Genomic DNA, 22390 nt, shown 5'->3' with positions numbered 1-22390 from the left:
TCCGACGTTGGGCTGCCTTTTTTATTAATCATGATTTAATGTCGCAGCGATTTCAGGTTGCTGCTCTACTTGGCGTAGCATATTAAAGGAAGCAATCGCTACTTCTACTTGATCGTCCTTCGGTTCACGAGTTGTTAGTAATTGGAGCCATAAGCCAGGGTAGCCAAGGAAGCGTAACACTGGAATATTACGGCAGGCATTTGTCGCTTGTAAGACTTCAAATGAGATCCCTAGAACAACAGGAATTAATAGAATACGATCTAAAATACGAAGCCACAGTGGATCTGTAGGCACAAAGAAATATAAAAACATCCCAACGAACACTGTGAATAATATGAAGCTACTGCCGCAACGATAGTGTAGGCGTGATTGAGCTTGAACATTTTTTACGGTAATGTCTAATCCAGCTTCATAGCAATTTATCACCTTGTGCTCTGCACCATGGTACTGAAATACTCGTTTAATGAGGGGGGTTAACGAGATAAAATATAAATAGGCTAGCAGTAACATTAATTTAATACCGCTTTCCAGTAAAATTTGTCCCGTTTTTCCTTCAATCCATTTTGAGAAAAAATCAGCTATAAAAACAGGAATTAATGTAAAGGCAAATTTTCCAAATAAAAAGGAAAGAATACCTACTACAGCAACGCCCAGTATCATTTGAAGTTTAGAGCCTTCTTCTTTATGATCTTCCTCTTCACCAGGTGTCACATCATAGCGATCCCCAGCAAATTGCATGTGACGAGAACCTAAGCCAGCGGATTCAATTAGCGCGACAACGCCTCGTACAAATGGGATTTTTTTAAGCTTTTGTAACAAAGGTTTTTGTACTTTTTTGAAATGATAATAATCAATGGAATCATCGTTACGACGAATGGCTGTAACAGTATGTTCCTTTCCTCCGAACATCACACCCTCTAATTGTGCTTGTCCCCCGTATACAGGTGAATTGCTCAAGGCTAACACCACTCTCTTTATATATTTCAACTGTACCATTGTACTAAATTTAGTGAAAAACCTCTACCGTTACGCATAGTAAATTTTCTATATGGCTACACTAATCGTACATTTTAGGAAATAATTAGTGTGCATAAAGGAGAGGTATAGGGTGAAAGTAGCGACAATTACAGCACTTGTCAATGCGCTTGTTTTAGCGCTGTGCTTAAAAGGTTTACATTATTTCCATCTCATTAAATGGCATCCGATAGGGTTTTATAAAAAATGGAATTGGTTTGAAGAAAGCTCCAAATTATTTCAATGGACCTTTTTATTTTTCTACTATTTATTATCGGCTTATTTTTATACATGACTATGCGCTATGTATATATCATCCCAGCTGTTTTTTCTTCCCTTTTATTAGGTCTTTTGGTGACCATCTCATTGGAATGGATTGCTTTAGATTTACCATTACAGCTTACGTCTTTTAAAAAACTGTCGATTCCCTTTATGGTGACCGTTATTTGTTTATTACGTTTCTTGCTTGAAACCGCCAATTTCCATCAGAAGGAACATACAGCACAAAAACAAAGTTGAAGGTACAAAATATCCCCTTCGTTTAAGGGGATATTTATGGCACCACTAGTTGAAATTAGTTGCTGAATGCACGGTGTATGATAAAATAAATGGCAAGTACATAGAAAGAGGCGAATAGAAGCGTGAAGTTATTATGTTTGAATGGACCGAACTTAAATCGACTTGGTAAACGAGAGCCACATATTTATGGACATGAAACATTGGATGATGTTCGAGAAAATGTTCAAAATCTTGCGGCTTCTTTAGGTGCTACAGTTGAATTTCGTCAATCCAATCATGAAGGGGTACTAGTAGATTGGGTGCATGAAGCAGAGGACGAAAAATATGATGGTATTATCTTTAATCCTGGTGCATATACCCATACAAGCATCGCATTGCATGATGCGATAGCAGGTATTTCTGTGCCAGTTATCGAAGTACATATTTCCAATATCCACAAACGTGAGGCTTTCCGACATCATTCCTATCTTGCTCCGGCCTGCCTTGGTCAAATTTGTGGACTAGGTACGAAAGGCTATGAACTGGCACTACGTACATTTATCGAGAGGGAGAATTGATTATGTTGAAATTACAAAAGCTACGTAAAGCACTTCAAGAACAAAGCATCGATGGTATTTTAATTACGAATGGGTACAACCGTCGCTATATGACAGGTTTTACAGGGACAGCAGGCGTAGCAATTGTGTCTCAAAATGATGCTGTATTTATTACAGATTTCCGTTATACAGAGCAGGCTGCTGCACAAATTCAGGACTTCCGTATTGTCAAGCATGAAGCCACAATTATTGAAGAAATTGCTACTCAAGTAAATAATATGGGTATCAAATTATTGGGCTTTGAGAAAGATACTGTAAGCTATGGCACTTATGAACTGTATAAATCAAAGATTCAAGCAGATTTAGTGCCGATTTCTGGGCTAATTGAAAAAATTCGCTTGATTAAGACGGAACAAGAGATTAATATTATTAAGGCTGCGTGTGAAATTGCAGATCACGCATTTACACATATTTTAGGCTTCATCAAGCCTGGTAAAACCGAGCTTGAAGTTTCGAATGAATTAGAATTTTTCATGCGTAAACAAGGAGCAACTCAGTCTTCGTTTGACACGATTGTTGCGTCTGGTCTTCGTTCAGCATTACCACACGGCGTTGCAACGAATAAAGTGATTGAAAAAGGCGACTTTGTTACATTAGACTTTGGTGCGCTTTATAATGGCTATATTTCGGATATTACACGTACTGTGGCTGTGGGAGAACCATCTGAAAAATTGGTAGATATGTACAATACAGTCCTTGCTTCTCAACTGTTAGCACTTGAAAAAGTGGGTCCTGGATTAACAGGTATTCAAGCGGACGCGATTGCACGTGACTACTTAAAAGAAAAAGGATATGGCGAAGCATTTGGTCATTCTTTAGGACACGGTATTGGTCTTGAAGTACATGAAGGCCCTGGCTTATCGATGCGTTCTGATACAGTGCTAGAGCCAGGTATGGCCGTGACGATTGAACCAGGTGTTTACTTACCTGGAATCGGTGGTGTCCGTATCGAGGATGATATTTTAATCACAGAAACGGGTAATGAACTACTAACACATTCGTCAAAAGAACTCATTATTTTATAAACTTTGGAGGAACACAAATGATCTCAGTAAACGATTTCCGTACAGGTCTAACAATTATTGTTGATGGCCAATTATACCGCGTGTTAGATTTCCAACACGTAAAACCAGGTAAAGGTGCTGCGTTCGTACGTTCTAAATTGCGTAACCTACGTAACGGCTCAGTGAATGAAAAAACATTCCGCGCTGGTGAAAAAGTTGAAAAGGCACAAATCGATAATCGTAAAATGCAATATTTATATGCACAAGGTGACGAGCATGTATTTATGGACTTGGAATCATATGAGCAAACTGAACTAGCTTCATCTGCTATTGAGTATGAATTAAAATTCCTAAAAGAAAACATGGAAGTGCATATTCAATCTTACCAAGGTGAAATGTTAGGTGTTGAATTACCAAATACTGTTCAATTAGAAGTAACAGAAACAGAACCAGGAATCAAAGGTGATACAGCTTCTGGCGGTACAAAGCCTGCTACTCTTGAAACAGGTCTAATCGTACAAGTACCATTCTTCGTTAACCAAGGTGACGTTTTAATCATTAACACGGATGAGGGTTCTTACGTTTCGCGTGCCTAATGATCAGCCTACTCTTTTCATTAAAGAGTAGGTTTTTATTTTTTTCTTATACATATACTGTCAAATCGTTCATTTAATGTGATAATAGATAGAAGCACTATTTAATTTTTATTGAGGTACTATCAAGTTTCTATCATCAGATAGATGGTCATTACTGGTAGAATTGTTTACAATCAGAGTAAGGAGTGAAAGGTATGCTACAAACAACATTTGATATGCGATATCCAATTATACAAGCACCAATGGCAGGCGTGACATCACCTAAATTTGTGGCGGCTTGTGCTGAGGCAGGCCTATTAGGTTCAATTGGTGCAGGTTACTTAGATGGTGAACAAACAAAGCAGTTTATTCAAGAAGTGAAGAAATTAACGACAAAGCCCTTTGCGGTCAATTTATTTGTGCAAGAAGAACCCAAAATTGATGTCGAGGTTTTACAACAAGCCAGAATGGCACTGCAACCTTTTTACGATGAATTAGGATTATCCCCTGTACAGAGCGTAACATCAAAGGAAGTTTTTGCGGGACAGGTTCAAGCTGTGATTGAAGAAAAGGTAGCAGTTTGTTCATTTACATTTGGGCTGCCATCTCCGGCTGTTCTTAAACAATTAAAAGATCATGGCGTCTATACGATTGGTACTGCTACCACATTAGAGGAAGCCATACTGGTGGAGCAAGCAGGAATGGATGCGGTTGTATTACAAGGGGGAGAGGCTGGCGGTCATCGAGGCTCTTTTACTGACCCTCTGCAATTAATTCCATTACATGACTTACTACAACAAGTAGTGGGAAAAGTTGCGATTCCGATTATAGCTGCGGGAGGCCTTGTAACCAAAGAGGATATTCAAAAGGCACTTGAAAGTGGGGCACAGGCAGTACAAATTGGTACGGCTTTACTAGTAGCAGATGAATGCGAAATTTCGCCACTCTATAAAAATGCTGTATTGGCATCAAAAGAACAACAAACGACGATTACGCTTGCATTTACTGGTAAACCAGCAAGAGGTTTAGCAAATGATTTCACGAAACGTATGGAGGATGCGACAGTAGCACCCTATCCACTACAAAATTATCTAACGACTACCATTCGTAAGGAAAGTGCTGAGCAAGGTAATGCGGAATATTTATCCATGTGGATGGGTGAAAATAGTCACCTCATACAGCAAACGGATACGGTGAAAAACATTGTGAGCAAACTATTATAATTTTTTATCGTAGAAGATCTCTATACATCTGTATAGAGGTCTTTTTTTTTGAAGAGCGACATATATTGCTGTACACGAGGGGGCGTAGGAATGGAATTACAAGACGTATTAAGAGTTGCTGGAGTGGGACTAGTCGTTGCGCTTCTTCATGTTTTCTTTGATCAAACAGGGAAGAAGGAGTTTTCATTTTTCCTCTTTTTCATTGCTTACTTATATATGACAGCAGAATTACTTCGATTTTTACGTCTATTCTTTAATGAGATTTTAACCTTCTTCCAATGGCTTACCTCATCCGGGTAATGTGAATGGAAATTGTCATCGTCGCTGTTGTCATGCTGCTTTTATTATTGCTGATAAAAGAAGTTATACAGCCACTCCATGCGCTAATCAGTGTGATGTTTTCTTTTTTGCTTTTTGGCATGTTGTTCTCGACGCTTTTATTGCCTTTCGCCAAACAATTGTTAGAAACACTTGCGTTTTTACCTTATGCGAAGGCTATTTTAATCAGTGCAAGTATGTTCTATGTCGGGCAGTGGGTGGCATTGCTTTTGGCAGAACATAATTATAAAGTGCTCGGGAACATCGTTTTTGCTGCGGTGAAAATTGTGATTTTGCTGTATTGGTTTAAAGAATTTCTGGCTGTTCTACAGGAGGTGTCGGCCATTTTAAAAAGGCTAAACTAAGGAGCGAAGCCATTGCAGGAGCAAATATTATCGTTTTTAATCGACCCATTCTTTCTCTTGCTCAAGATGACGCTCATGCTTTGCAGCTACGTCATCATCATTTTGATTGTGAACATGCTATTACCAGAGTTTGAAAAAGGGACAAGGATACTTTTTTTTCTTATCGTTTTAGCAACAATCGGTCCTGTTGTTGTCAACTCCTTTACATTAATTGATGAAATTGCACAAGGACTAGCCCATCTATTTACGGCATTTTATCCGATTCTTACATCAAGCTTTTTATTATCCAGTAGTATTACAGCGATTGCTTCCTGGCAGCCTTTTTTACTGTTTTTTGTACAAGTCCTCACCATTATCAGTAGTAAGTGGCTTATTCCTGGCGTGCTTTTGGCCATTGTCTTTGATGTATGCAGTGTCATCGTAAAGGAAATATCCTTTACTCGAATAGCTGAATTAATTCGCTTTACAATTATGAGCATCGTGTCGGCCTCAGTTATTTGCTATGTCTTACTGATGACCGCAAGTGGTGTAGCAGCATTTAGTGTCAATGCGGCTGTAGCAGAGCCCGTCAAAAAATTAATTGAAGAAAATATTCCAGTTGTTGGTTCTTTTATTGTGGATAGTTTTTCGATGTTTCAGCATATGACTCAATTTACATCTTCTCTTACAAGTATTAGCGCTTTTATCGCCGTCATTACGGTGTCTTTTATCCCAACCGTGCAGCTTGTAGTTAGTGCCTATTCTTTGAAAATGCTCGCTGCTATTTTAGAACCGATTGCCTTTGATGATATTTGTAGACTACTAGATCAAGTTAGCAAATCACTATTTACTTTATGTGCTGTATCATTTTTAATTGCTTTTTCATTTATGTTTTCTTGTTTTTTCCTCATTGTGTTCGTACAAGTCATGGCAGGGGGGAGATAGATTGATTCTTTTATTGGCATTGCTGTTTGTCTGTCAGATTTTTGTGTTTCTAACGGATGATAAGGAAATAATTTCACTGACAAAGTTGGTCATCACGTTAGTATTTTTGCAATTGCTATTAAAGATTCCATTTATCAATTCATAGGAAGAAACAAGCGTACATACACTTGAAAAAGAGAAGATGAAAGGAGGCAATGTACAAGTGATGTGGAAAAGACACGAAAAAAAACAACGTCATTGATGGTTTTAATTTTGATAGCTGCCTCCGTGGGAATTTTCATTATTTTACCTATGTATCAAACGAATTCAACAAGCGACAATGGTTCACAGCTCACGAATGAAGAAAAACTTGAGCAAACCCTGAAGGCAATGGAAGGTGTTGGGAAGGTTAAAGTCTACTTTTATTATGGAGAGATGACAGATGATCAGAATGCCAATAAACTATTCAGCCAATATTTTCGAGGGACTGAACAAGGCACGAAAAACGTGACAGGAATGCTCGTTGTTTCAGAGGGTGCTTCCGATATCTTTGTGAAAAATGAAATTCGTGCTGTCGTCAGTCAAGTGATGCAATTACCGATTCATCGAATTATTATCGTTCCAATGGAAAATAAGGAGGAAAAGTAAATGCGCGTACGTAGAAGAACAGTTTGGTTTATGACATTATTAAGTTTAGTAGCAGTCATTTCAGTGTATTATTTGGTAGATCCAGCAAAGCAATTCAATGGTCTTACTATTTTTACAGATGATACACTGCAACAAACAGCTGTCACAGGTGTTACAGATCAGGAGGCAACAAATGATATAACACAAGAAGTATCTTCACCAAGTCACTTATTTGAAGAAATGCGTATGCAGGTTAGTGATGAGAGAAGCCAGCTTCGTGAACAGTTAACACAAAAGATTGCCTCAGAAGAATATTCTGCCGAAGAAAAAAATGAGGCATATAATGAAATGGATGGCCTTATTAAACGTGAATCAGCTGAAGCTATGCTTGAGATGCTCGTAAAATCATTAGGCTACTCTGATGCGTTTGTTCGTGCTGAGGGAGAAAAGGTATCGGTGACAGTGATGGCAGAGGAATTGTCAAAAGCCCAAGCAAACGAAATTATTTATCTGGTAAAAACAGAGATGGAAGGCGCAAATGATGTGCAAGTCAAGTTCAGTGCAAATAATTATTAAAAAAATATAGAAAAAAATAAATTTTTAGTTAATTTATAAAAGGTTGTTATATATCAGCTTCATGAAAAGGCTTTCGCTTAGTAAAGGAAAGCCTTTTATTTTGTTCATATTTACTTAATTTTCATTTAACTATTTCAAATTGATACGAAAAAATATAGAATAGTTATTGTAGTAGATTTTAATTCATAAGGAGAGTTAGAAATGTTCAAAATTCAAGAAATTCGTGAAATTATCAAATTAGTGGATTCTTCTTCTATTGACGAGTTTGTGTATGAAGTAGATGGCGCAAAAGTAAAACTTAAAAAGAATAATGTTGTTGTTACAGAAACTGTAGCACCTAAAAAAGAAGTAGTAGCCCCTGTTGTACAACAATCTGCACCAGCAGAAGCTCCAGCAGTAACACCTGCACCAGTGAAAGAAGAAGCGCCAGCACCAGCTGCAGCGGCACCATCAGTTAACGACCCATCGTTACATAAAATTGTATCTCCAATGGTCGGTACTTTCTATCAAGCACCAAACCCAGATTCTCCTGCTTACGTAAAAGTGGGTGACAAAGTAGGGGACGAAACAATCGTATGTATCGTAGAAGCAATGAAATTATTCAACGAAATCGAAGCAGAAGTGCAAGGGGAAATCGTTGAAATTCTAGTTAAAGATGGCGACTTAGTAGAGTACGGCCAACCATTATTCCTTGTAAAAGCTGAGTAAGGAGTGCAAAACAAATGAAAAAAGTTTTAATTGCAAACCGCGGTGAAATCGCTGTGCGTATCATTCGTGCTTGTAAAGAGTTAGGCATTCAATCGGTTGCTGTGTACTCTGAAGCAGATGCTGACGCATTACATGTGAAGTTAGCAGACGAAGCTTATTGCATCGGACCGAAGCTATCAAAAGATTCTTATCTTAGCTTCCCAGCGCTACTTAGCGTAGCTGAAAAGACAGGTGCTGATGGCATCCACCCAGGATATGGCTTCGTATCAGAAAACGCTGATTTTGCTGAAGCTTGTGAAAACGCTGGCATTAAATTTATCGGTCCATCATCTGATTCTATTAAAATTATGGGCATCAAGGACGTTGCACGTACAACAATGGAAGCAGCAGGCGTTCCACTTGTTCCAGGTACTGGTATTGTACCAGATATCGAAACTGGTAAAGAATGGGCTGCTAAAATTGGTTACCCTGTCATCATCAAAGCAACTGCTGGTGGTGGCGGTAAAGGAATCCGTGTAGCACGTACAGAAGAAGATCTTGTAAAAGGTATTGAAATTACGCAAAAAGAGGCTGCTGCAGCATTCGGTAACCCTGGCGTATATTTAGAGAAATTTATCGAGTACTTCCGTCACTGTGAAATCCAAGTTTTAGCAGATGGCTACGGTAACGTGGTGCATTTAGGCGAACGTGACTGTACGGTTCAACGTCGTATGCAGAAGTTAGTAGAGGAAGCTCCATCTCCAGCCCTATCCTCTGAGCGTCGTGCTGAAATGGGTGCAGCTGCAGTAAAAGCGGCACAAGCATGTAACTATGAAGGTGCTGGCACAATCGAGTTTATCTATGACTATCAAGAGGACAAGTTCTACTTCATGGAAATGAACACTCGTATTCAGGTTGAGCACCCAGTAACAGAAATGATTTCTGGTGTAGATCTTGTACAACAACAATTAAAAATTGCATCTGGTGAGAAGCTTCCATTCACACAAGATGATATAAAATTAAATGGTTGGGCGATTGAATGCCGTATTAACGCAGAAAATGCCTATAAAAACTTCATGCCTTCAGCAGGAACTGTTGATACGTATATAACACCAGGTGGCTATGGTGTACGTATTGATTCTGCTGTCTATGCAGGCTATACAATCCCACCATATTACGATTCAATGGTAGCAAAACTAATTGTTCATGCGGATACACGTGAAGAAGCGATTGCGAAAATGAACCGTGCCTTAAGTGAATTCGAAGTATCTGGTCCTGGAATTAATACAACGATTCCATTCCACCAAGCACTAATGAACAATGATGTCTTCAAATCAGCGCAATTCAATACGAAGTTCCTAGAAGAGAACGATGTATTGGGTGTAGCAGAAAAAGTGAAGTAAGCGTTCGCAAGTTTAAACCTCCTAGCTATTATTAGTTAGGAGGTTTTTTATGTCTAAGCATAACTAGATGGAAGACTTACTTGCAGGTAGGAAGATCAATCATAGAAGAAAGATTGACCGTTATAGAAGCTTAAACCGTTACTAATTGAAGTGTGGTGAAAAAGATTATAAAAGTTCTATTTTATAGATAGAAGATCGTTATCTGGTGTTAACATACCATTCTTTGTTGAATAGTCTCCTATGTTTCTGTAAAGCACAGCTGTCTTTATCGCATGGCCTTCTTTCGCAAATACAAGAAGGAAAATATCTTCCCGTACATCTAATCCACTAATACTACCTTTAAACTGTATGTGCATTGTTTCTTCAATCGCATCTTTCGTTGTATAAGGTCCAAAAATTTGCGCTTTTTCCCAATCAAAATCCGTTAATTTATTTAGTGAAACTATAGTTGTACCATTATTTGCTTTTTCCATTATATTTTTCGCAAGCAATGTATCTTCACTAGCACTATTCCCCAAAAATAAAAAAAACATTGTAAACATGAGGACAACCCCACCGATGCCAAACAACCATTTTTGTAACATACTCTACCTCTACTTTATCTCAAATTAATTCTATATTATAGAAAGAATACTATATAATAGAAGAAAGAAATAGTCATCCCCCTGAAAAGGAGTGAAACAATGGATGCCAATATACAATAAGCTAGTGAGGGATAAAATTTTAGAAGTAATTGAAGCGAAGGGTTTATCCTATCATGCACGCATTTTAGAACCTAGTGAACTGATAAAGGCAATAAAAACTAAAATGATAGAAGAAGCTACAGAATTTTACGAAGCCGAATGTAGAGAAGAAAGTGTAGAAGAGCTTGCAGATATACTGGAGCTCCTTCATATCGCTATCGGTGTGCTAGGTGTAAGCTTTGAGGAGCTAGAAGAGACGCGTGAACACAAGAGAAATGCTCGTGGGGGATTTGAAAAGGGAATTTATTTAATCGATGTAGTGGATCAGTAAAGTCGGTTTTAAATTAAAACGGCTTTCGACAGCCAAACCTTCCTTTTTATAGTATAATAAATGTAAGTACAGCACTTGTTTGTGATGTGTAAGGGAAAGGATGATATTTGTATGGCAGAGAAAGTAGGACAATCTTTCGTACAACCAACACCTTCTGGGAAAGAAGAGCTTGGAAAAATTGAGGTAGCGGCAGAGGTGATCGAGGTTGTGGCTGGGATTGCTGTCAATGAAGTAGAAGGCATTGCTGCAACTCGTGGGAATATTGCGACGGGTGTCGTGGAACGTTTCGGTAAAAAAGTACACAATAAAGGCATTAAATCAGGTGTAACGGAAACTGGTGAAATTGCGATTGATGTATTTTGCTCTGTGAAATATGGATATGCCATTCCTAAAGTAGCAAAAGAAGTTCAAACGCAAATCCGTCAGGCTATTTTTAATATGACGGCACTAGAAACAGCAGAAGTAAATGTGCATATTACAGGTATTCACTTTGAAAAAGAAGAAACAGTAGTGCATGAATAAAAAAGAAAAGGATTGCCCAATGATGATTCGTTCATCAAAGGGCAGTCCTTTTTATATGGATTTCTCTAGGATGTTCATGTGGATGTATCGCTATTTTTATAATTCTATATGCTTTGGCTTTCTCCAGAATAACGCAAGTATGACGCCTAGCACCAATACGATTGTAGCAAAGTAGTATGGATAGTTCAGATTGATATCGAACAATACCCCACCTAGAATTGGGCCAAAAATATTACCAAGACTTGTAAACATAGAGTTCATGCCACCAACAAATCCTTGTTCATTTCCGGCAATTTTCGATAAATACGAAGTAACAGCAGGTCGAATTAAATCGAAGCCTACGAAAATAAAGAATGTCACGAATAAGATGGCAAAATAATGACTCACGATCGTCATGGCGAATGTTAATACTGCTGAAAGGATTAGTGAGTAACGAATAACATTAATCTCACCCATTTTCTTTGTCAGCCAATCAAATAGTATTAATTGAGCTAGTGCCCCAACAATACCACTTCCTGTAATAATTATGGCAATATCCGATGGTGTAAACGCAAATTTGTGATCGACGAATAAGCTAAACAATGATTCGAATGCAGCGAGGCCAAATGATAACACGAAAATAAGAATGAATGGTATGAAGTAGAGTGGACTAAACACACGCTTGACACTACCTAACATGGATTGTGCTACTTCTTCATTGTCTGTAGCACGTGTTGGCTCTTTTAAAAACAGCAATGACAGGATAGCTGCGAACAGACCAAGTACCCCAGCTGCATAAAATGGGACACGTGTACCAATTTCAGCTAAAAAACCACCGATCCCAGGGCCGATAATAAAACCTGTGCTAATGGCTGCACTCATATAGCCAAGTGCCTTAGGGCGCTGTGCCAATGTCGTAATATCAGCTATATAGGCGGTTACAGCTGGCATAATGAAAGCGGCACTCACGCCACCTAACATACGAGAGACAAAAAGAATTTCAACAGAACGACCAAACCCAAATAAAAACTCAGAAAGTCCAAAAATAAAAAGACCTGCAACAATCATAACTTTGCGGCCAATATTATCAACAAGCTTACCTGCAATTGGTGATGCAATTAATTGTGTAATGGCAAAGGCTGCCACCATATAACCAACAACAGAGCCAGAAATATGTAGCTCATTCATGATGGTTGGTAAAACAGGGATGACTAAACCAATCCCTAAAAAGGCAATGAAAAGATTAGATAATAAAATAGCTAAGGTTATATTTTGTTTCTTGCTCATAAACTTCTCCTTCTAATTGTTCGCGATACATGTTTTCAATCTACTAGAATATTTCCATGTAATACGATAAACCCTATAGTAACTATAGGGTCAAAAGATTTGTTTTTATTTTTTAAAATTTTTATCAGTTTGGGAGTTCTGGCTGAGAGTTATACGAATGTGCCACTACTTTTTCGGAGGAATTTTGTGTCTCTTGTTTTTGCCTAATCTTTAATTCTACTATAAATTTCTTTTCTTGTTCCATAGTGAGCGTTGCTGGCATGTATAGCTCATACACTTGCGATTCAAATAGTTCCTGCTGAGCTAGTACATGATTTCTCAACTTTTCATAGAATGAAAAATAAGTATCAGGATCGTAAATAAAGGCAATGCATACATATTTACCGCCAGGAATAATGGTTTGTTGTATGTTTGGTGAAAGCTGCGAAAATGTGCGCTCCGTTAATAGGGGAGTGAAAATAGCATCATAAATGATGTCATTGACATCTTTATAAGGCTCTAGTGGATAAATACAACCATAACGACTGTTTAAGACACTGCCTTCCTTTTCGATGATTTTAATTAAAGTGGCATAGTATGTACTGGTGCTCGATGTCGGTGTTAATTCAGTAGTGGTTACTTGAAGAACGGGCATTGCTTCCTCTATTTGCACATAAATCTCACCGAAAACTGGGATATCAATTTGCTCTTGTAATTGCTTTTTTGTTTTCAGTAAGGTATTTTTTGCTTCGTTTAAACGTGAAATTTTTTCATTGATGCGTAGCTCCTGCTGAGCTAAAAAATCAAGCAATTCCTCTGAGGTTAATCTAAGTGCTTTTTTTATATCATCGAGCGTCACGCCGATATATTTAAGGGACTTTATAATGTCTAAATAGAATAGCTGATTGCCTTTATAATACCGATAATTGGTGAAGGTATCGATATAAGCAGGCTTAAATAAATCAATTTGATCATAATAACGTAATGTCTGAACCGATAAGTTTGAAAGTTTGGCAACCTCACCTATCGTATAATAATGTTCCTTCATAAATGGCCTCCACTAATAAAAGCTAAAAAAGTTTCGAATGGCATCAAAACGAATTTTATGCTTGCATCCACCCAGTAAAATAGGTGAGATGTACGTTCCTTCATTTGTTGATATTGTTCTTCACTGTCAACCATTTTAAATGTTTTTTGCAGCTAAGACATATAGCTTCAGTTTGCATTGTGACACCTCTAACGTTTTTCTTTATTATACCATTACGAACAGGAAACATTCATTTTTGGAATACCACTATTCGATGAGAAGTGGGCTTAAACAAAAAGTTCCTTGAAAAAGGTTCAGATTATTGAAAACTTGCTTGAAATCGTGTTTCTCATGTGATTTTATGCTATTATAAACCTTAATGCCACTTAAGAAGGAGAGCTTTACATGAAACGACATGAAGCACGCGAAAAAGCGTTGCAAGTTTTGTTTCAGCTAGACAATACGGATCTTACAGTTGAAGAAGCAATGGGCCATATTAAAGGTCAACCTACCAATGCCTTCTACGAAAAGATCGTAAATGGAACAGCTGAACATTTGGAGGAAATCGATGCTACATTAGAACAGCATCTTGAAAAGTGGTCACTTGCCCGTCTACCCAAAATTGAAAGAACGGTTTTACGTTTAGCTGTATATGAATTGTTATACATGCCAGAAACACCAAAAAGAGTAGTACTAAACGAAGCAATCGAGTTATGTAAAACATTTGGCGATGATAGTTCATCTAAATTCGTCAATGGTGTACTTTCTAAATTTACAGAACAAGAATAATGTGTTGAATTGGAAGGAGTAACGAAGGTTTATGTCAAGTGCAATTATTAATGGTAAAGAGATTGGTCAAGAAATTCGTAATGCTGTAGCAGAGCGTGTCATTCGTTTAAAAGAGCGAGGATTGACACCTGGTTTAGCGGTTGTGTTAGTTGGAGACAACCAGGCATCAGCTACATATGTGAGAAATAAACAAAAATCTTGTGAAGCGATTGGTATGTTTTCAGAACTCATTAAATTACCCGAAGAGACAACGCAAGAGGAATTACTAGCACAAATTGAGCTTTTAAATCAACGTGAGGATATTCATGGTATTTTAGTTCAATTACCACTCCCAAAACATATTGATGAGGATACAGTCATTGCAACGATTGCTGTCGAGAAGGATGTCGATGGATTCTCACCTGTAAGCGTTGGGAAAATGATGCTTGGCCAAGAAACATTTTTACCTTGTACACCGTTTGGCGTGATGAAGCTTCTTGAGTATTCAGGAATTGAAATCGCAGGAAAGCATGCTGTAATCGTAGGTCGCAGTCATATCGTTGGTAAACCAATGGGACAACTACTTTTACAAAAGGATGCAACGGTAACCTATACACACTCTAAAACGCCAGATTTACCTTCATTTACAAAACAAGCAGATATTTTAATTGCCGCAGTTGGACGTGCAAACTTTATTACAAAAGAGCACGTGAAAGAAGGGGCTGTTGTTATTGATGTAGGCATTAATCGCGATGACAACAATAAATTATGCGGTGACGTAAACTTTGCAGAAGTAGATGGAATTGCGTCTCATATTACGCCTGTACCAGGTGGTGTAGGACCAATGACCATCACAATGTTACTATTCAACACAGTGCAAGCGGCTGAAAATACGCTTGCAAAATAAAAAACCTTTTGAAGAAAGTCATCTCAACATTGTGTGAGGTGACTTTTTTGTTGTGTAAATTCAGAACTTTTCTTCGATTTTGTCGTCTAATGTAACGTTTGGGACATACATACTGAGGAGGAGGTTTTTATGGAAAATATCGATATTATGTTAATTGTCAAGCATATCATTATTGGACTTGTCCAAGGTTTTACAGAGCCAATTCCTGTATCGTCGAGTGGACATGTAATGATTGCTAGCGAAATGCTGGGACTAGGTGAACAAGGTTTTACTTTTGCCATCTTAACCAATACAGCTTCGTTACTTGCTATTATGTATATTTATCGTGAGGATATTGTTCGTCTGATCAGTCATTTTTTTCTTTACTTGAAAACTAGAGAAAAGCGGTATAACGCAGATTTTCGCTTTGCTCTCTATATTGTCATCGGTTCAATTCCTGCTGGCGTTTTAGGGGTGTTATTAAGTGATGTTATTGCAGATAACGTAAGTATGACGACGATTGCGCTCATGCTATTTGTGACAGGGACTGCATTATGGTTAATTCGTAATATGCGTGGCAAGAAGAAAGATGCAGATTTACGTGCTAAAGATGCCATCATTGTAGGGCTGGGGCAAGCAGTTGCTTTAACGCCAGGCATTAGCCGTTCTGGAGCTACGATTATTTCCGCCATAGCAGTAGGGATGAAGCAGGATACAGCCTTACGTTTTTCCTTTATGCTTTATATTCCTGTAAGTTTGGGTGGGGTAGTCCTTGGCATTACAGATTTTTTAGACGAGCCGAATAAAGGTGCCTTAGCTCTTCCATATGCCGCCACTTTCTTGGCAACACTCATTATGACTTATTTTGCGATGCGTTGGTTTATGGGCATTATGAAAAGTGGCAAACTTAGCTACTTTACGTATTATTGTTTTATTGTAGGAACTCTTTTATTACTATTTTATTAAAATATAAAGTCTCATAACGTATGAAGTTATGGGGCTTTGTTTGTTATTTGTCATAATATACGATTTCTAATAGTGAGAACGTGTAGGAATGTGTTATAGTTGTTTTTCGATAGAAGAAAGACAGTCATTTTTTCTATCGAAACTGCATTTTGGCACGTCAACGACTGCAAAAAATGTTATGATAGGTGTAGTTTTGTGAAAAACTTGATTTTAGTAAAGGAGCCGAAAACATGTCCTCTGCTTCTTATTTAACAGTAAAAGCGTTAACAAAATATATTAAACGAAAATTCGATGCAGATCCACATTTGCGTGAAGTGTATGTAAAAGGTGAATTATCAAATGTGAAAATTCATCAATCCGGCCATATTTACTTTACATTAAAGGATGATGGTGCCCGAATAGCTGCGACGATGTTTAAAGCAGCGGCTACCAAATTAGCGTTTGAACCAAAGGAAGGTATGCAAGTATTTATCCGAGGGGATGTAAACGTTTACGAAGGCTATGGAACCTATCAGCTATATGTACAGGAAATGCAACCAGATGGCATTGGTAGCTTATTTGTTGCCTTCAATCAATTAAAAGAGCAATTACAAAAAGAAGGTCTTTTTAAACCTGAGTGGAAGCAACCGATACCAAAATTTCCTGAAAAAATTGGTGTGCTCACGTCAACAACTGGTGCAGCTATACGGGATATTTGTTCAACATTAAAGAGGCGTTACCCACTTGCTGAAATTTTGATTTATCCAACCCTTGTACAAGGAGCTCAGGCTGCACCGAATATTGTGCAAAATATTCAACGTGCTAATCAAGAGGCAAGCTGTGATGTGTTGATTGTCGGGCGAGGAGGAGGCTCCATCGAGGATTTATGGGCTTTTAATGAAGAAATTGTGGCAAGAGCTATTTTTGAAAGCCGAATACCTATTATAAGTGCGGTTGGCCATGAAACAGATACAACGATTGCCGATTATGTAGCCGATTTACGTGCACCTACTCCAACAGCTGCTGCTGAGTTGGCTGTGCCCGATCAAGCGGATCTCTACCAACGCGTGCTTACGCAGAAATCACAGCTACATCAAATGGTTAGGTCGCAACTTATGGCAGAGCGACAACGTCTAAATAAGCTCCAGCAGTCTTATCCATTGTCAATGCCAGAAAGACTTTATCGACCTTTTACAGAAAGATTGGCACAGCTTGAGTCAGGATTACAGGCAGCAATGCAAGTGAGCTTGATGAAAAAAGCTGCACAACTTCAACAATTACATAGTACGGTGGAGCAACATTCACCCAAAAAGGCACTTGCTTTTCATCAGAGAGAGCTTGAAGCGCGCGTTCAACAATTATCACGTGCTACAACGTATTATGTGGCAAAAAAGCAACAACAATTTGAGTCAACCGTTAGAACATTAGAAGCTTTAAATCCACTGTCCATTCTAACAAGAGGATTTACAGTAGCATATAAAGATCAGCAAATGATCAAATCATCCACTGAGGTGCAAAAGCAAGATAAACTGACACTGACTTTCCATGATGGAAAGGTTGTGGCTAATGTGACGAATATCTTGCCAAAGAATGAGGGGGAATTGTTGTGACTGAAAAACAACAAACATTTGCAGAAGCCATGACGGCACTAGAAGAAATCGTTCGCCAGTTAGAACAGGGTGATGTGCCATTGGAAAATGCGATTGATTTATACAAGCAAGGAATGGAGCTATCAAAGTTTTGCCATAGTAAGCTGCAACATGCTGAGGAGCAGCTTGTATCAATTGTCCAAGAGACTGGTGAAACAACAGCATTTGATCCACTAAAGGGAGAGAATTAGGAAATGAATGAGCCATTAAAGTACTTTATTGAAAGCAATACACCACAAATTGAAGAGACGATGTTTGCACTTGTTGAACAAATTGATGCACCAGCAGATTTAAAGGAATCCATGCTTTATTCATTAAAGGCAGGGGGTAAACGAATTCGTCCGCTTTTTGTGTTAGCAGTACTAGAACTTTACCGTGAAAATCTTCAGGACGGTATGATTGTCGGTTCGGTTATTGAAATCATTCACACATATTCTTTAATCCATGATGATCTACCAAGCATGGATAATGATGATTTTAGAAGAGGCAAGCCAACAAATCATAAAGTTTATGGAGAAGCGCTGGCTACGCTTGCTGGTGATGCATTAAACACACTGGCATTTGGCATTTTAGCACGCATGGATATCTCTGCTGAAAAGCGTATTGAGCTTGTCCAGTTGCTAAGCGTTGCAGCAGGTGCAGAAGGCATGGTTGGTGGTCAAGTACTAGATATGGAAGGGGAGCAACGTCAGCTTAATTTAGCTGAATTGGAACAAGTCCATGTCAATAAAACAGGTGCTTTATTGCGTTTTAGTATTGAAGCGGGAGCCGTACTTGCAGATGTATCAGCACAAGACCGTGCTACATTGAAAGAATATGCGCACCATATTGGTTTAGCTTTCCAAATTCAAGACGATATTTTAGATATTGAGGGAACGACTGAAGAACTAGGAAAAACAGCTGGAAAAGATGTCGCTAGTGATAAAAGCACTTATCCAGCACTCTTAACCCTAGAGGGAGCAAAAGAAAAGCTTGCTGAGCATTACCAACATGCCATTAACGCACTCGATCAATTACCAATAGATGTCAGCCTATTACGTGACTTTGCTGCTTATATAGTTCATCGTAAAAACTAAGAGAAAATCAAGGCGTTGAAGGAAAAGAATATGCTAGAATAGGTGGGAACGTTTGCAATATGTAAACAATGAAGTGCTCGTACTTTTAGCATATTGATAACACTGCTATAATGGTGGAAACACAATTGCGGTGAATATTTTATTGAAAAGGTGTGTGAGAAAGGTGGATTTAAATAAAATAACTAGTCCATCCTTTTTAAAAAACTTAAATAAGAAGGAGCTTGAGCAGCTTGCCCAAGAAATTCGTACCTTCTTAATCGAAAAATGTTCTGTCACAGGTGGGCATATCGGGCCGAATTTAGGCGTAGTTGAGTTAACGATGATGCTGCATAAAATGTTTGACAGTCCTAAAGATAAGTTTTTGTGGGATGTTGGCCACCAAGCTTACGTGCATAAAATTTTAACAGGTCGTGCGAGTCAATTTGACACACTACGTCAGTTCAAAGGGCTTTGTGGATTTCCAAAGCGCGTGGAGAGTGAACATGATGAGTGGGAAACAGGTCATAGCTCGACATCTTTATCAGCAGCCATGGGTATGGCAGCAGCACGTGATATAAAAAAGAAAACAACTTTGTTATTCCTATTATTGGTGATGGGGCTTTAACAGGTGGTATGGCACTTGAGGCATTAAATCATATTGGCCATGCAAAAACAAATATGATTGTCATCCTCAATGATAATGAAATGTCGATTGCACCAAATGTTGGTGCATTACACAATGTTTTAGGTCGTTTACGTACAGCCAAGGAGTACTCAAAAGCCAAGGAAGAGCTGGAATCACTTATTAATAAGATTCCTGTATTAGGTGGAAAGCTTGCCTCTACTGTTGAACGCGTAAAGGATAGCTTAAAATATTTAGTAGTATCTGGAGTGTTTTTTGAGGAGCTAGGTTTTAAATATCTTGGTCCAATTGATGGACATGATTTTGAAGCGCTTGAAATGACATTATCACATGCGAAAAAAGTAAAAGGGCCAGTCCTTGTTCATGTTATTACGAAAAAAGGAAAGGGCTATAAACCAGCCGAGGATGATACAATCGGGAATTGGCATGGAACAGGTCCTTATAAAATTGAAAATGGTGCCTTTGTGAAGTCTGAGACTACTGGACCAGCTTGGAGTAGTTTAATTGCTGAGACGGTTCGTAAAATTGCTCATGAAAATGAGCGTGTGGTAACGATTACACCTGCCATGCCTGTAGGTTCAAAGCTACAAGGTATTCAAAAGGACTTCCCAAATCGTTTCTTTGATGTAGGGATTGCGGAGCAGCATGCGGCAACGATGGCTGCAGGATTAGCTACGCAAAAGATGAAGCCATTTTTAGCGATTTATTCTACCTTCCTGCAACGTGCATATGACCAAGTATTGCATGATATTGCTCGCCCGAATTTAAATGTCTTTATTGGTATTGATCGGGCTGGTTTAGTGGGAGCAGATGGGGAAACACATCAAGGTGTATTTGATATTGCTTTCCTTCGTCATATTCCAAACATGACAATCATGATGCCAAAGGATGAGAATGAAGGGCAACATATGGTAAAAACAGCAATTGATTATGATGGTGGTCCTATTGCACTTCGTTATCCACGTGGTAATGGAATTGGTGTGCCATTAGATGATGAGCTTATAGCTTTACCAATTGGTAGCTGGGAAGTTTTACGTGAGGGGAAAGATGCATCTATTTTGACATTTGGAACAACGATTCCAATGGCAATGGCTGCTGCTGAAATGCTTGCGCAACAAGGAATCGATATTGAAGTGGTCAATGCACGCTTTATCAAACCGATGGATGAGGATATGCTACACCGTATATTATCTAGTCAAAAACCGATTTTAACAATTGAAGAAGCTGTTCTACAAGGTGGATTTGGTAGTGGTGTATTAGAGTTTGCTCATGACCACGGCTATTTAAATGCGCTAGTTGATCGAATGGGCATCCCAGATCAATATATTGAGCATGGCAACGTAGATCAGCTACTCGCAGAAATTCATATGACAGCAGAAGATACGGTTGCACGTATGCATGTATTACTTCAACAAAAACAGCAAGTGGGTTTGAATAAATAATGACAAAACAACCAAAAGAACGTGTAGATATTTTACTTGTAGAGCGTGGACTATGTGAAACAAGAGAAAAAGCAAAACGGTCCATTATGGCAGGCCTTGTCTTTTCAAATGAAATACGAATTGATAAGGCAGGCGAGAAAATTGCCGTGGATGCACCGCTACAAGTAAAGGGCTCAGATTTAAAATATGTGAGTCGTGGAGGCCTTAAATTAGAAAAGGCGCTACAAATTTTTGATATGTCTGTAGAAGGGAAGCTAATGCTTGACATTGGCTCCTCTACAGGTGGCTTTACAGATTGTGCCTTACAACATGGTGCAAGACATTGCTATGCACTAGATGTTGGTTCGAACCAATTAGCATGGAAAATTCGCTCTGATGAACGAGTGACAGTAATGGAGAAAACGAATTTTCGTTACACCACGGCAGCTGATTTATCAGAAGGTTTACCTGATTTTGCAACAATCGATGTTAGCTTTATTTCGTTATCACTGATTTTACCAGTATTAAAAACATTATTGCTGCCAGGCGGGGATGTTATGGCATTGGTGAAACCTCAGTTTGAAGCTGGGAAAGATAAAGTAGGTAAAAAAGGAATTGTTCGTGATAAAAAAGTACATTTAGAAGTTTTGGAAAAAACGGCTGCAATGGCAACTGAGGTTGGTTTTGTAGTAAAAGATGCTTCATACTCTCCAATCACAGGTGGAGAAGGAAATATTGAATTTTTATTCCATTTAGTGAATCCTATTGGACAAGAAGTGCTACCTGCATATACAGCTTTTAATGCACTCGTTGAAGAAGCGCATAATTCATTAAAATAACACGTGCTCGCTTATAGAGCCGTGTTTTTTCTTGTGCTTTTTTGTTGAAAATGGTAGTGTGATTATACACATATACAATTATTTATAAGAGGTGATTTCGTTGAATAAGGGACAACGACATATACGGATTCGGGATATTATCGCCAATCATGAAATTGAAACACAAGATGATTTAGTCGATTTTTTAAAAGAAGCAGGCTATAATGTGACACAAGCTACAGTATCACGAGATATTAAAGAGCTTCATTTAGTAAAAGTACCATTACAGGATGGGCGTTATAAATATAGCCTACCCGCAGATCAACGTTTCAATCCAGTCCAAAAATTACATCGTGCATTAGCGGATGCTTTTGTAAGTATTGATGGGGCATCACATTTTTTAGTCATGAAAGCTCTTCCTGGGAATGCGAATGCCATTGCTTCCCTACTTGACCATTTAGATTGGCCGGAAATTTTAGGTACAATTTCTGGAGATGATACCATTTTAATTATTTGTCGAAATGAAAATGAGCGTGAAAATACAAAAAATCGTTTATTAGACATGCTATAAAAAATGGTTAATTTGA

Annotated in this window: 28 protein-coding genes and 1 pseudogene; 25 read left to right on the top strand and 4 right to left on the bottom strand. The window is 38.4% G+C overall.

Annotation, left to right across the window (positions count from 1 at the left end; genetic code table 11):
- Positions 1 to 24 precede the first annotated feature (24 nt).
- Positions 25 to 996 (bottom strand): DUF1385 domain-containing protein, encoded by a 972-nt coding sequence (locus LBYS11_RS14310; protein ID WP_199768263.1) that lies wholly within the window; start codon positions 994 to 996, stop codon positions 25 to 27.
- 112 nt (positions 997 to 1108) lie between these two features.
- On the opposite strand from LBYS11_RS14310, the gene LBYS11_RS23725 reads away from it, so the two are divergent.
- The 14 genes from LBYS11_RS23725 to accC all read left to right on the top strand — a co-directional run bounded on the left by LBYS11_RS23725 (position 1109) and on the right by accC (position 9810).
- The gene (locus LBYS11_RS23725) at positions 1109 to 1309 is read left to right on the top strand and encodes a hypothetical protein (RefSeq protein WP_233732045.1); all 201 of its coding nucleotides are present in this window, start codon (positions 1109 to 1111) and stop codon (positions 1307 to 1309) included.
- A complete protein-coding gene (locus tag LBYS11_RS23720; RefSeq protein ID WP_233732043.1) occupies positions 1258 to 1533 on the top strand; it encodes a hypothetical protein in 276 nt (91 codons plus the stop codon). The genes LBYS11_RS23725 and LBYS11_RS23720 overlap by 52 nt, the downstream gene beginning before the upstream one ends.
- 122 nt (positions 1534 to 1655) lie before the next feature.
- Positions 1656 to 2090 carry a type II 3-dehydroquinate dehydratase gene (gene aroQ / locus LBYS11_RS14300; protein ID WP_004231111.1) on the top strand — a complete coding sequence of 145 codons (435 nt, stop codon included), beginning with the start codon at positions 1656 to 1658 and terminating at the stop codon, positions 2088 to 2090.
- Positions 2091 to 2092: 2 nt separating this feature from the next.
- On the top strand, positions 2093 to 3154 hold the full coding sequence (locus LBYS11_RS14295) for a M24 family metallopeptidase (protein ID WP_081010950.1): 1062 nt from the start codon (positions 2093 to 2095) through the stop codon (positions 3152 to 3154).
- Between the two features lie 17 nt (positions 3155 to 3171).
- Positions 3172 to 3729, top strand: a complete 558-nt coding sequence (gene efp / locus LBYS11_RS14290; protein WP_004231115.1) for an elongation factor P — start codon at positions 3172 to 3174, stop codon at positions 3727 to 3729.
- A gap of 194 nt (positions 3730 to 3923) precedes the next feature.
- On the top strand, positions 3924 to 4931 hold the full coding sequence (locus LBYS11_RS14285) for an NAD(P)H-dependent flavin oxidoreductase (RefSeq protein ID WP_048392287.1): 1008 nt from the start codon (positions 3924 to 3926) through the stop codon (positions 4929 to 4931).
- 90 nt (positions 4932 to 5021) lie between these two features.
- Entirely contained in the window at positions 5022 to 5231 is a 210-nt protein-coding gene (locus LBYS11_RS14280) for a hypothetical protein (protein WP_012295089.1), read from the top strand.
- A 5-nt stretch (positions 5232 to 5236) separates the two neighbouring features.
- Entirely contained in the window at positions 5237 to 5614 is a 378-nt protein-coding gene (locus LBYS11_RS14275) for a hypothetical protein (RefSeq protein ID WP_016994741.1), read from the top strand.
- Positions 5615 to 5626: 12 nt separating this feature from the next.
- On the top strand, positions 5627 to 6538 hold the full coding sequence (locus LBYS11_RS14270; protein ID WP_004231121.1) for a stage III sporulation protein AE: 912 nt from the start codon (positions 5627 to 5629) through the stop codon (positions 6536 to 6538).
- A gap of 1 nt (position 6539) precedes the next feature.
- Entirely contained in the window at positions 6540 to 6683 is a 144-nt protein-coding gene (locus LBYS11_RS23295; RefSeq protein WP_004231124.1) for a hypothetical protein, read from the top strand.
- Positions 6684 to 6778: 95 nt separating this feature from the next.
- On the top strand, positions 6779 to 7165 hold the full coding sequence (locus tag LBYS11_RS14265) for a hypothetical protein (protein ID WP_233732821.1): 387 nt from the start codon (positions 6779 to 6781) through the stop codon (positions 7163 to 7165).
- Positions 7166 to 7720 carry a SpoIIIAH-like family protein gene (locus LBYS11_RS14260; protein WP_004231131.1) on the top strand — a complete coding sequence of 185 codons (555 nt, stop codon included), beginning with the start codon at positions 7166 to 7168 and terminating at the stop codon, positions 7718 to 7720. It abuts the gene before it with no gap.
- A gap of 201 nt (positions 7721 to 7921) precedes the next feature.
- Entirely contained in the window at positions 7922 to 8428 is a 507-nt protein-coding gene (gene accB / locus LBYS11_RS14255; RefSeq protein WP_103118417.1) for an acetyl-CoA carboxylase biotin carboxyl carrier protein, read from the top strand.
- A 14-nt stretch (positions 8429 to 8442) separates the two neighbouring features.
- Positions 8443 to 9810: an acetyl-CoA carboxylase biotin carboxylase subunit gene (accC, locus tag LBYS11_RS14250; protein ID WP_004231135.1), complete on the top strand. Its 1368-nt coding sequence runs from the start codon at positions 8443 to 8445 to the stop codon at positions 9808 to 9810.
- A gap of 176 nt (positions 9811 to 9986) precedes the next feature.
- Here accC and LBYS11_RS14245 read toward each other — a convergent pair whose 3' ends face one another.
- Complete coding sequence (locus tag LBYS11_RS14245; protein WP_103118416.1) at positions 9987 to 10394, bottom strand: hypothetical protein; 408 nt, start codon at positions 10392 to 10394, stop codon at positions 9987 to 9989.
- A 103-nt stretch (positions 10395 to 10497) separates the two neighbouring features.
- On the opposite strand from LBYS11_RS14245, the gene LBYS11_RS14240 reads away from it, so the two are divergent.
- Together LBYS11_RS14240 and LBYS11_RS14235 are read left to right on the top strand one after the other, a co-directional pair.
- Complete coding sequence (locus LBYS11_RS14240) at positions 10498 to 10824, top strand: nucleoside triphosphate pyrophosphohydrolase (protein ID WP_103118415.1); 327 nt, start codon at positions 10498 to 10500, stop codon at positions 10822 to 10824.
- 111 nt (positions 10825 to 10935) lie between these two features.
- Complete coding sequence (locus LBYS11_RS14235) at positions 10936 to 11346, top strand: Asp23/Gls24 family envelope stress response protein (protein ID WP_004231142.1); 411 nt, start codon at positions 10936 to 10938, stop codon at positions 11344 to 11346.
- Between the two features lie 96 nt (positions 11347 to 11442).
- Here the strand turns inward: LBYS11_RS14235 and LBYS11_RS14230 are convergent, their stop codons facing one another.
- Positions 11443 to 12612: an MFS transporter gene (locus LBYS11_RS14230; protein WP_048392291.1), complete on the bottom strand. Its 1170-nt coding sequence runs from the start codon at positions 12610 to 12612 to the stop codon at positions 11443 to 11445.
- 124 nt (positions 12613 to 12736) lie between these two features.
- Entirely contained in the window at positions 12737 to 13639 is a 903-nt protein-coding gene (locus LBYS11_RS14225; protein ID WP_103118414.1) for a MerR family transcriptional regulator, read from the bottom strand.
- 384 nt (positions 13640 to 14023) lie between these two features.
- Between LBYS11_RS14225 and nusB the strand changes: the two genes are divergently transcribed.
- From nusB to ahrC, 9 genes and pseudogenes are all read left to right on the top strand, one after another.
- Positions 14024 to 14407, top strand: a complete 384-nt coding sequence (gene nusB, locus LBYS11_RS14215) for a transcription antitermination factor NusB (RefSeq protein ID WP_004231146.1) — start codon at positions 14024 to 14026, stop codon at positions 14405 to 14407.
- Positions 14408 to 14438: 31 nt separating this feature from the next.
- A complete protein-coding gene (gene folD / locus LBYS11_RS14210) occupies positions 14439 to 15293 on the top strand; it encodes a bifunctional methylenetetrahydrofolate dehydrogenase/methenyltetrahydrofolate cyclohydrolase FolD (RefSeq protein ID WP_054549163.1) in 855 nt (284 codons plus the stop codon).
- A gap of 129 nt (positions 15294 to 15422) precedes the next feature.
- On the top strand, positions 15423 to 16238 hold the full coding sequence (locus tag LBYS11_RS14205; RefSeq protein WP_048392294.1) for an undecaprenyl-diphosphate phosphatase: 816 nt from the start codon (positions 15423 to 15425) through the stop codon (positions 16236 to 16238).
- Positions 16239 to 16468: 230 nt separating this feature from the next.
- Positions 16469 to 17827: an exodeoxyribonuclease VII large subunit gene (xseA, locus tag LBYS11_RS14200; RefSeq protein ID WP_103118413.1), complete on the top strand. Its 1359-nt coding sequence runs from the start codon at positions 16469 to 16471 to the stop codon at positions 17825 to 17827.
- Positions 17824 to 18057, top strand: coding sequence for an exodeoxyribonuclease VII small subunit (xseB, locus tag LBYS11_RS14195; RefSeq protein ID WP_008179899.1), 234 nt, complete (start codon positions 17824 to 17826; stop codon positions 18055 to 18057). Before xseA ends, xseB begins: the two co-directional genes overlap by 4 nt.
- A gap of 3 nt (positions 18058 to 18060) precedes the next feature.
- On the top strand, positions 18061 to 18942 hold the full coding sequence (locus LBYS11_RS14190; RefSeq protein WP_103118412.1) for a polyprenyl synthetase family protein: 882 nt from the start codon (positions 18061 to 18063) through the stop codon (positions 18940 to 18942).
- A gap of 163 nt (positions 18943 to 19105) precedes the next feature.
- Positions 19106 to 21006, top strand: a pseudogene (dxs, locus tag LBYS11_RS14185) (1-deoxy-D-xylulose-5-phosphate synthase).
- The gene (locus LBYS11_RS14180) at positions 21006 to 21824 is read left to right on the top strand and encodes a TlyA family RNA methyltransferase (protein ID WP_054549166.1); all 819 of its coding nucleotides are present in this window, start codon (positions 21006 to 21008) and stop codon (positions 21822 to 21824) included. The pseudogene dxs and the gene LBYS11_RS14180 overlap by 1 nt, the downstream one beginning before the upstream one ends.
- A 100-nt stretch (positions 21825 to 21924) precedes the next feature.
- Entirely contained in the window at positions 21925 to 22374 is a 450-nt protein-coding gene (ahrC, locus tag LBYS11_RS14175) for a transcriptional regulator AhrC/ArgR (protein ID WP_004231170.1), read from the top strand.
- Positions 22375 to 22390 lie beyond the last annotated feature (16 nt).

Origin of the sequence: Lysinibacillus sp. YS11 (assembly GCF_002896375.1) — a bacterium.
GTDB lineage: Bacteria > Bacillota > Bacilli > Bacillales_A > Planococcaceae > Lysinibacillus > Lysinibacillus capsici.
The sequence above is the reverse complement of the archived record's forward strand: the minus strand, read 5'-3'. Positions and strand labels throughout refer to the sequence as shown.

Coding starts and splice junctions, on each gene's coding strand:
- LBYS11_RS14260 (WP_004231131.1), top strand. CDS start 7,166: ATGCGCGTACGTAGAAGAACAGTTTGGTTTATGACATTATTAAGTTTA.
- LBYS11_RS14295 (WP_081010950.1), top strand. CDS start 2,093: ATGTTGAAATTACAAAAGCTACGTAAAGCACTTCAAGAACAAAGCATC.
- efp (WP_004231115.1), top strand. CDS start 3,172: ATGATCTCAGTAAACGATTTCCGTACAGGTCTAACAATTATTGTTGAT.
- LBYS11_RS14265 (WP_233732821.1), top strand. CDS start 6,779: ATGGTTTTAATTTTGATAGCTGCCTCCGTGGGAATTTTCATTATTTTA.
- LBYS11_RS14310 (WP_199768263.1), bottom strand. CDS start 996: ATGGTACAGTTGAAATATATAAAGAGAGTGGTGTTAGCCTTGAGCAAT.
- accB (WP_103118417.1), top strand. CDS start 7,922: ATGTTCAAAATTCAAGAAATTCGTGAAATTATCAAATTAGTGGATTCT.
- LBYS11_RS14245 (WP_103118416.1), bottom strand. CDS start 10,394: ATGTTACAAAAATGGTTGTTTGGCATCGGTGGGGTTGTCCTCATGTTT.
- folD (WP_054549163.1), top strand. CDS start 14,439: ATGTCAAGTGCAATTATTAATGGTAAAGAGATTGGTCAAGAAATTCGT.
- LBYS11_RS23720 (WP_233732043.1), top strand. CDS start 1,258: ATGGACCTTTTTATTTTTCTACTATTTATTATCGGCTTATTTTTATAC.
- LBYS11_RS14180 (WP_054549166.1), top strand. CDS start 21,006: ATGACAAAACAACCAAAAGAACGTGTAGATATTTTACTTGTAGAGCGT.
- LBYS11_RS14230 (WP_048392291.1), bottom strand. CDS start 12,612: ATGAGCAAGAAACAAAATATAACCTTAGCTATTTTATTATCTAATCTT.
- LBYS11_RS14225 (WP_103118414.1), bottom strand. CDS start 13,639: ATGAAGGAACATTATTATACGATAGGTGAGGTTGCCAAACTTTCAAAC.
- xseA (WP_103118413.1), top strand. CDS start 16,469: ATGTCCTCTGCTTCTTATTTAACAGTAAAAGCGTTAACAAAATATATT.
- LBYS11_RS14275 (WP_016994741.1), top strand. CDS start 5,237: ATGGAAATTGTCATCGTCGCTGTTGTCATGCTGCTTTTATTATTGCTG.
- LBYS11_RS14190 (WP_103118412.1), top strand. CDS start 18,061: ATGAATGAGCCATTAAAGTACTTTATTGAAAGCAATACACCACAAATT.
- LBYS11_RS14240 (WP_103118415.1), top strand. CDS start 10,498: ATGCCAATATACAATAAGCTAGTGAGGGATAAAATTTTAGAAGTAATT.
- LBYS11_RS14280 (WP_012295089.1), top strand. CDS start 5,022: ATGGAATTACAAGACGTATTAAGAGTTGCTGGAGTGGGACTAGTCGTT.
- LBYS11_RS14285 (WP_048392287.1), top strand. CDS start 3,924: ATGCTACAAACAACATTTGATATGCGATATCCAATTATACAAGCACCA.
- accC (WP_004231135.1), top strand. CDS start 8,443: ATGAAAAAAGTTTTAATTGCAAACCGCGGTGAAATCGCTGTGCGTATC.
- LBYS11_RS14235 (WP_004231142.1), top strand. CDS start 10,936: ATGGCAGAGAAAGTAGGACAATCTTTCGTACAACCAACACCTTCTGGG.
- LBYS11_RS14205 (WP_048392294.1), top strand. CDS start 15,423: ATGGAAAATATCGATATTATGTTAATTGTCAAGCATATCATTATTGGA.
- nusB (WP_004231146.1), top strand. CDS start 14,024: ATGAAACGACATGAAGCACGCGAAAAAGCGTTGCAAGTTTTGTTTCAG.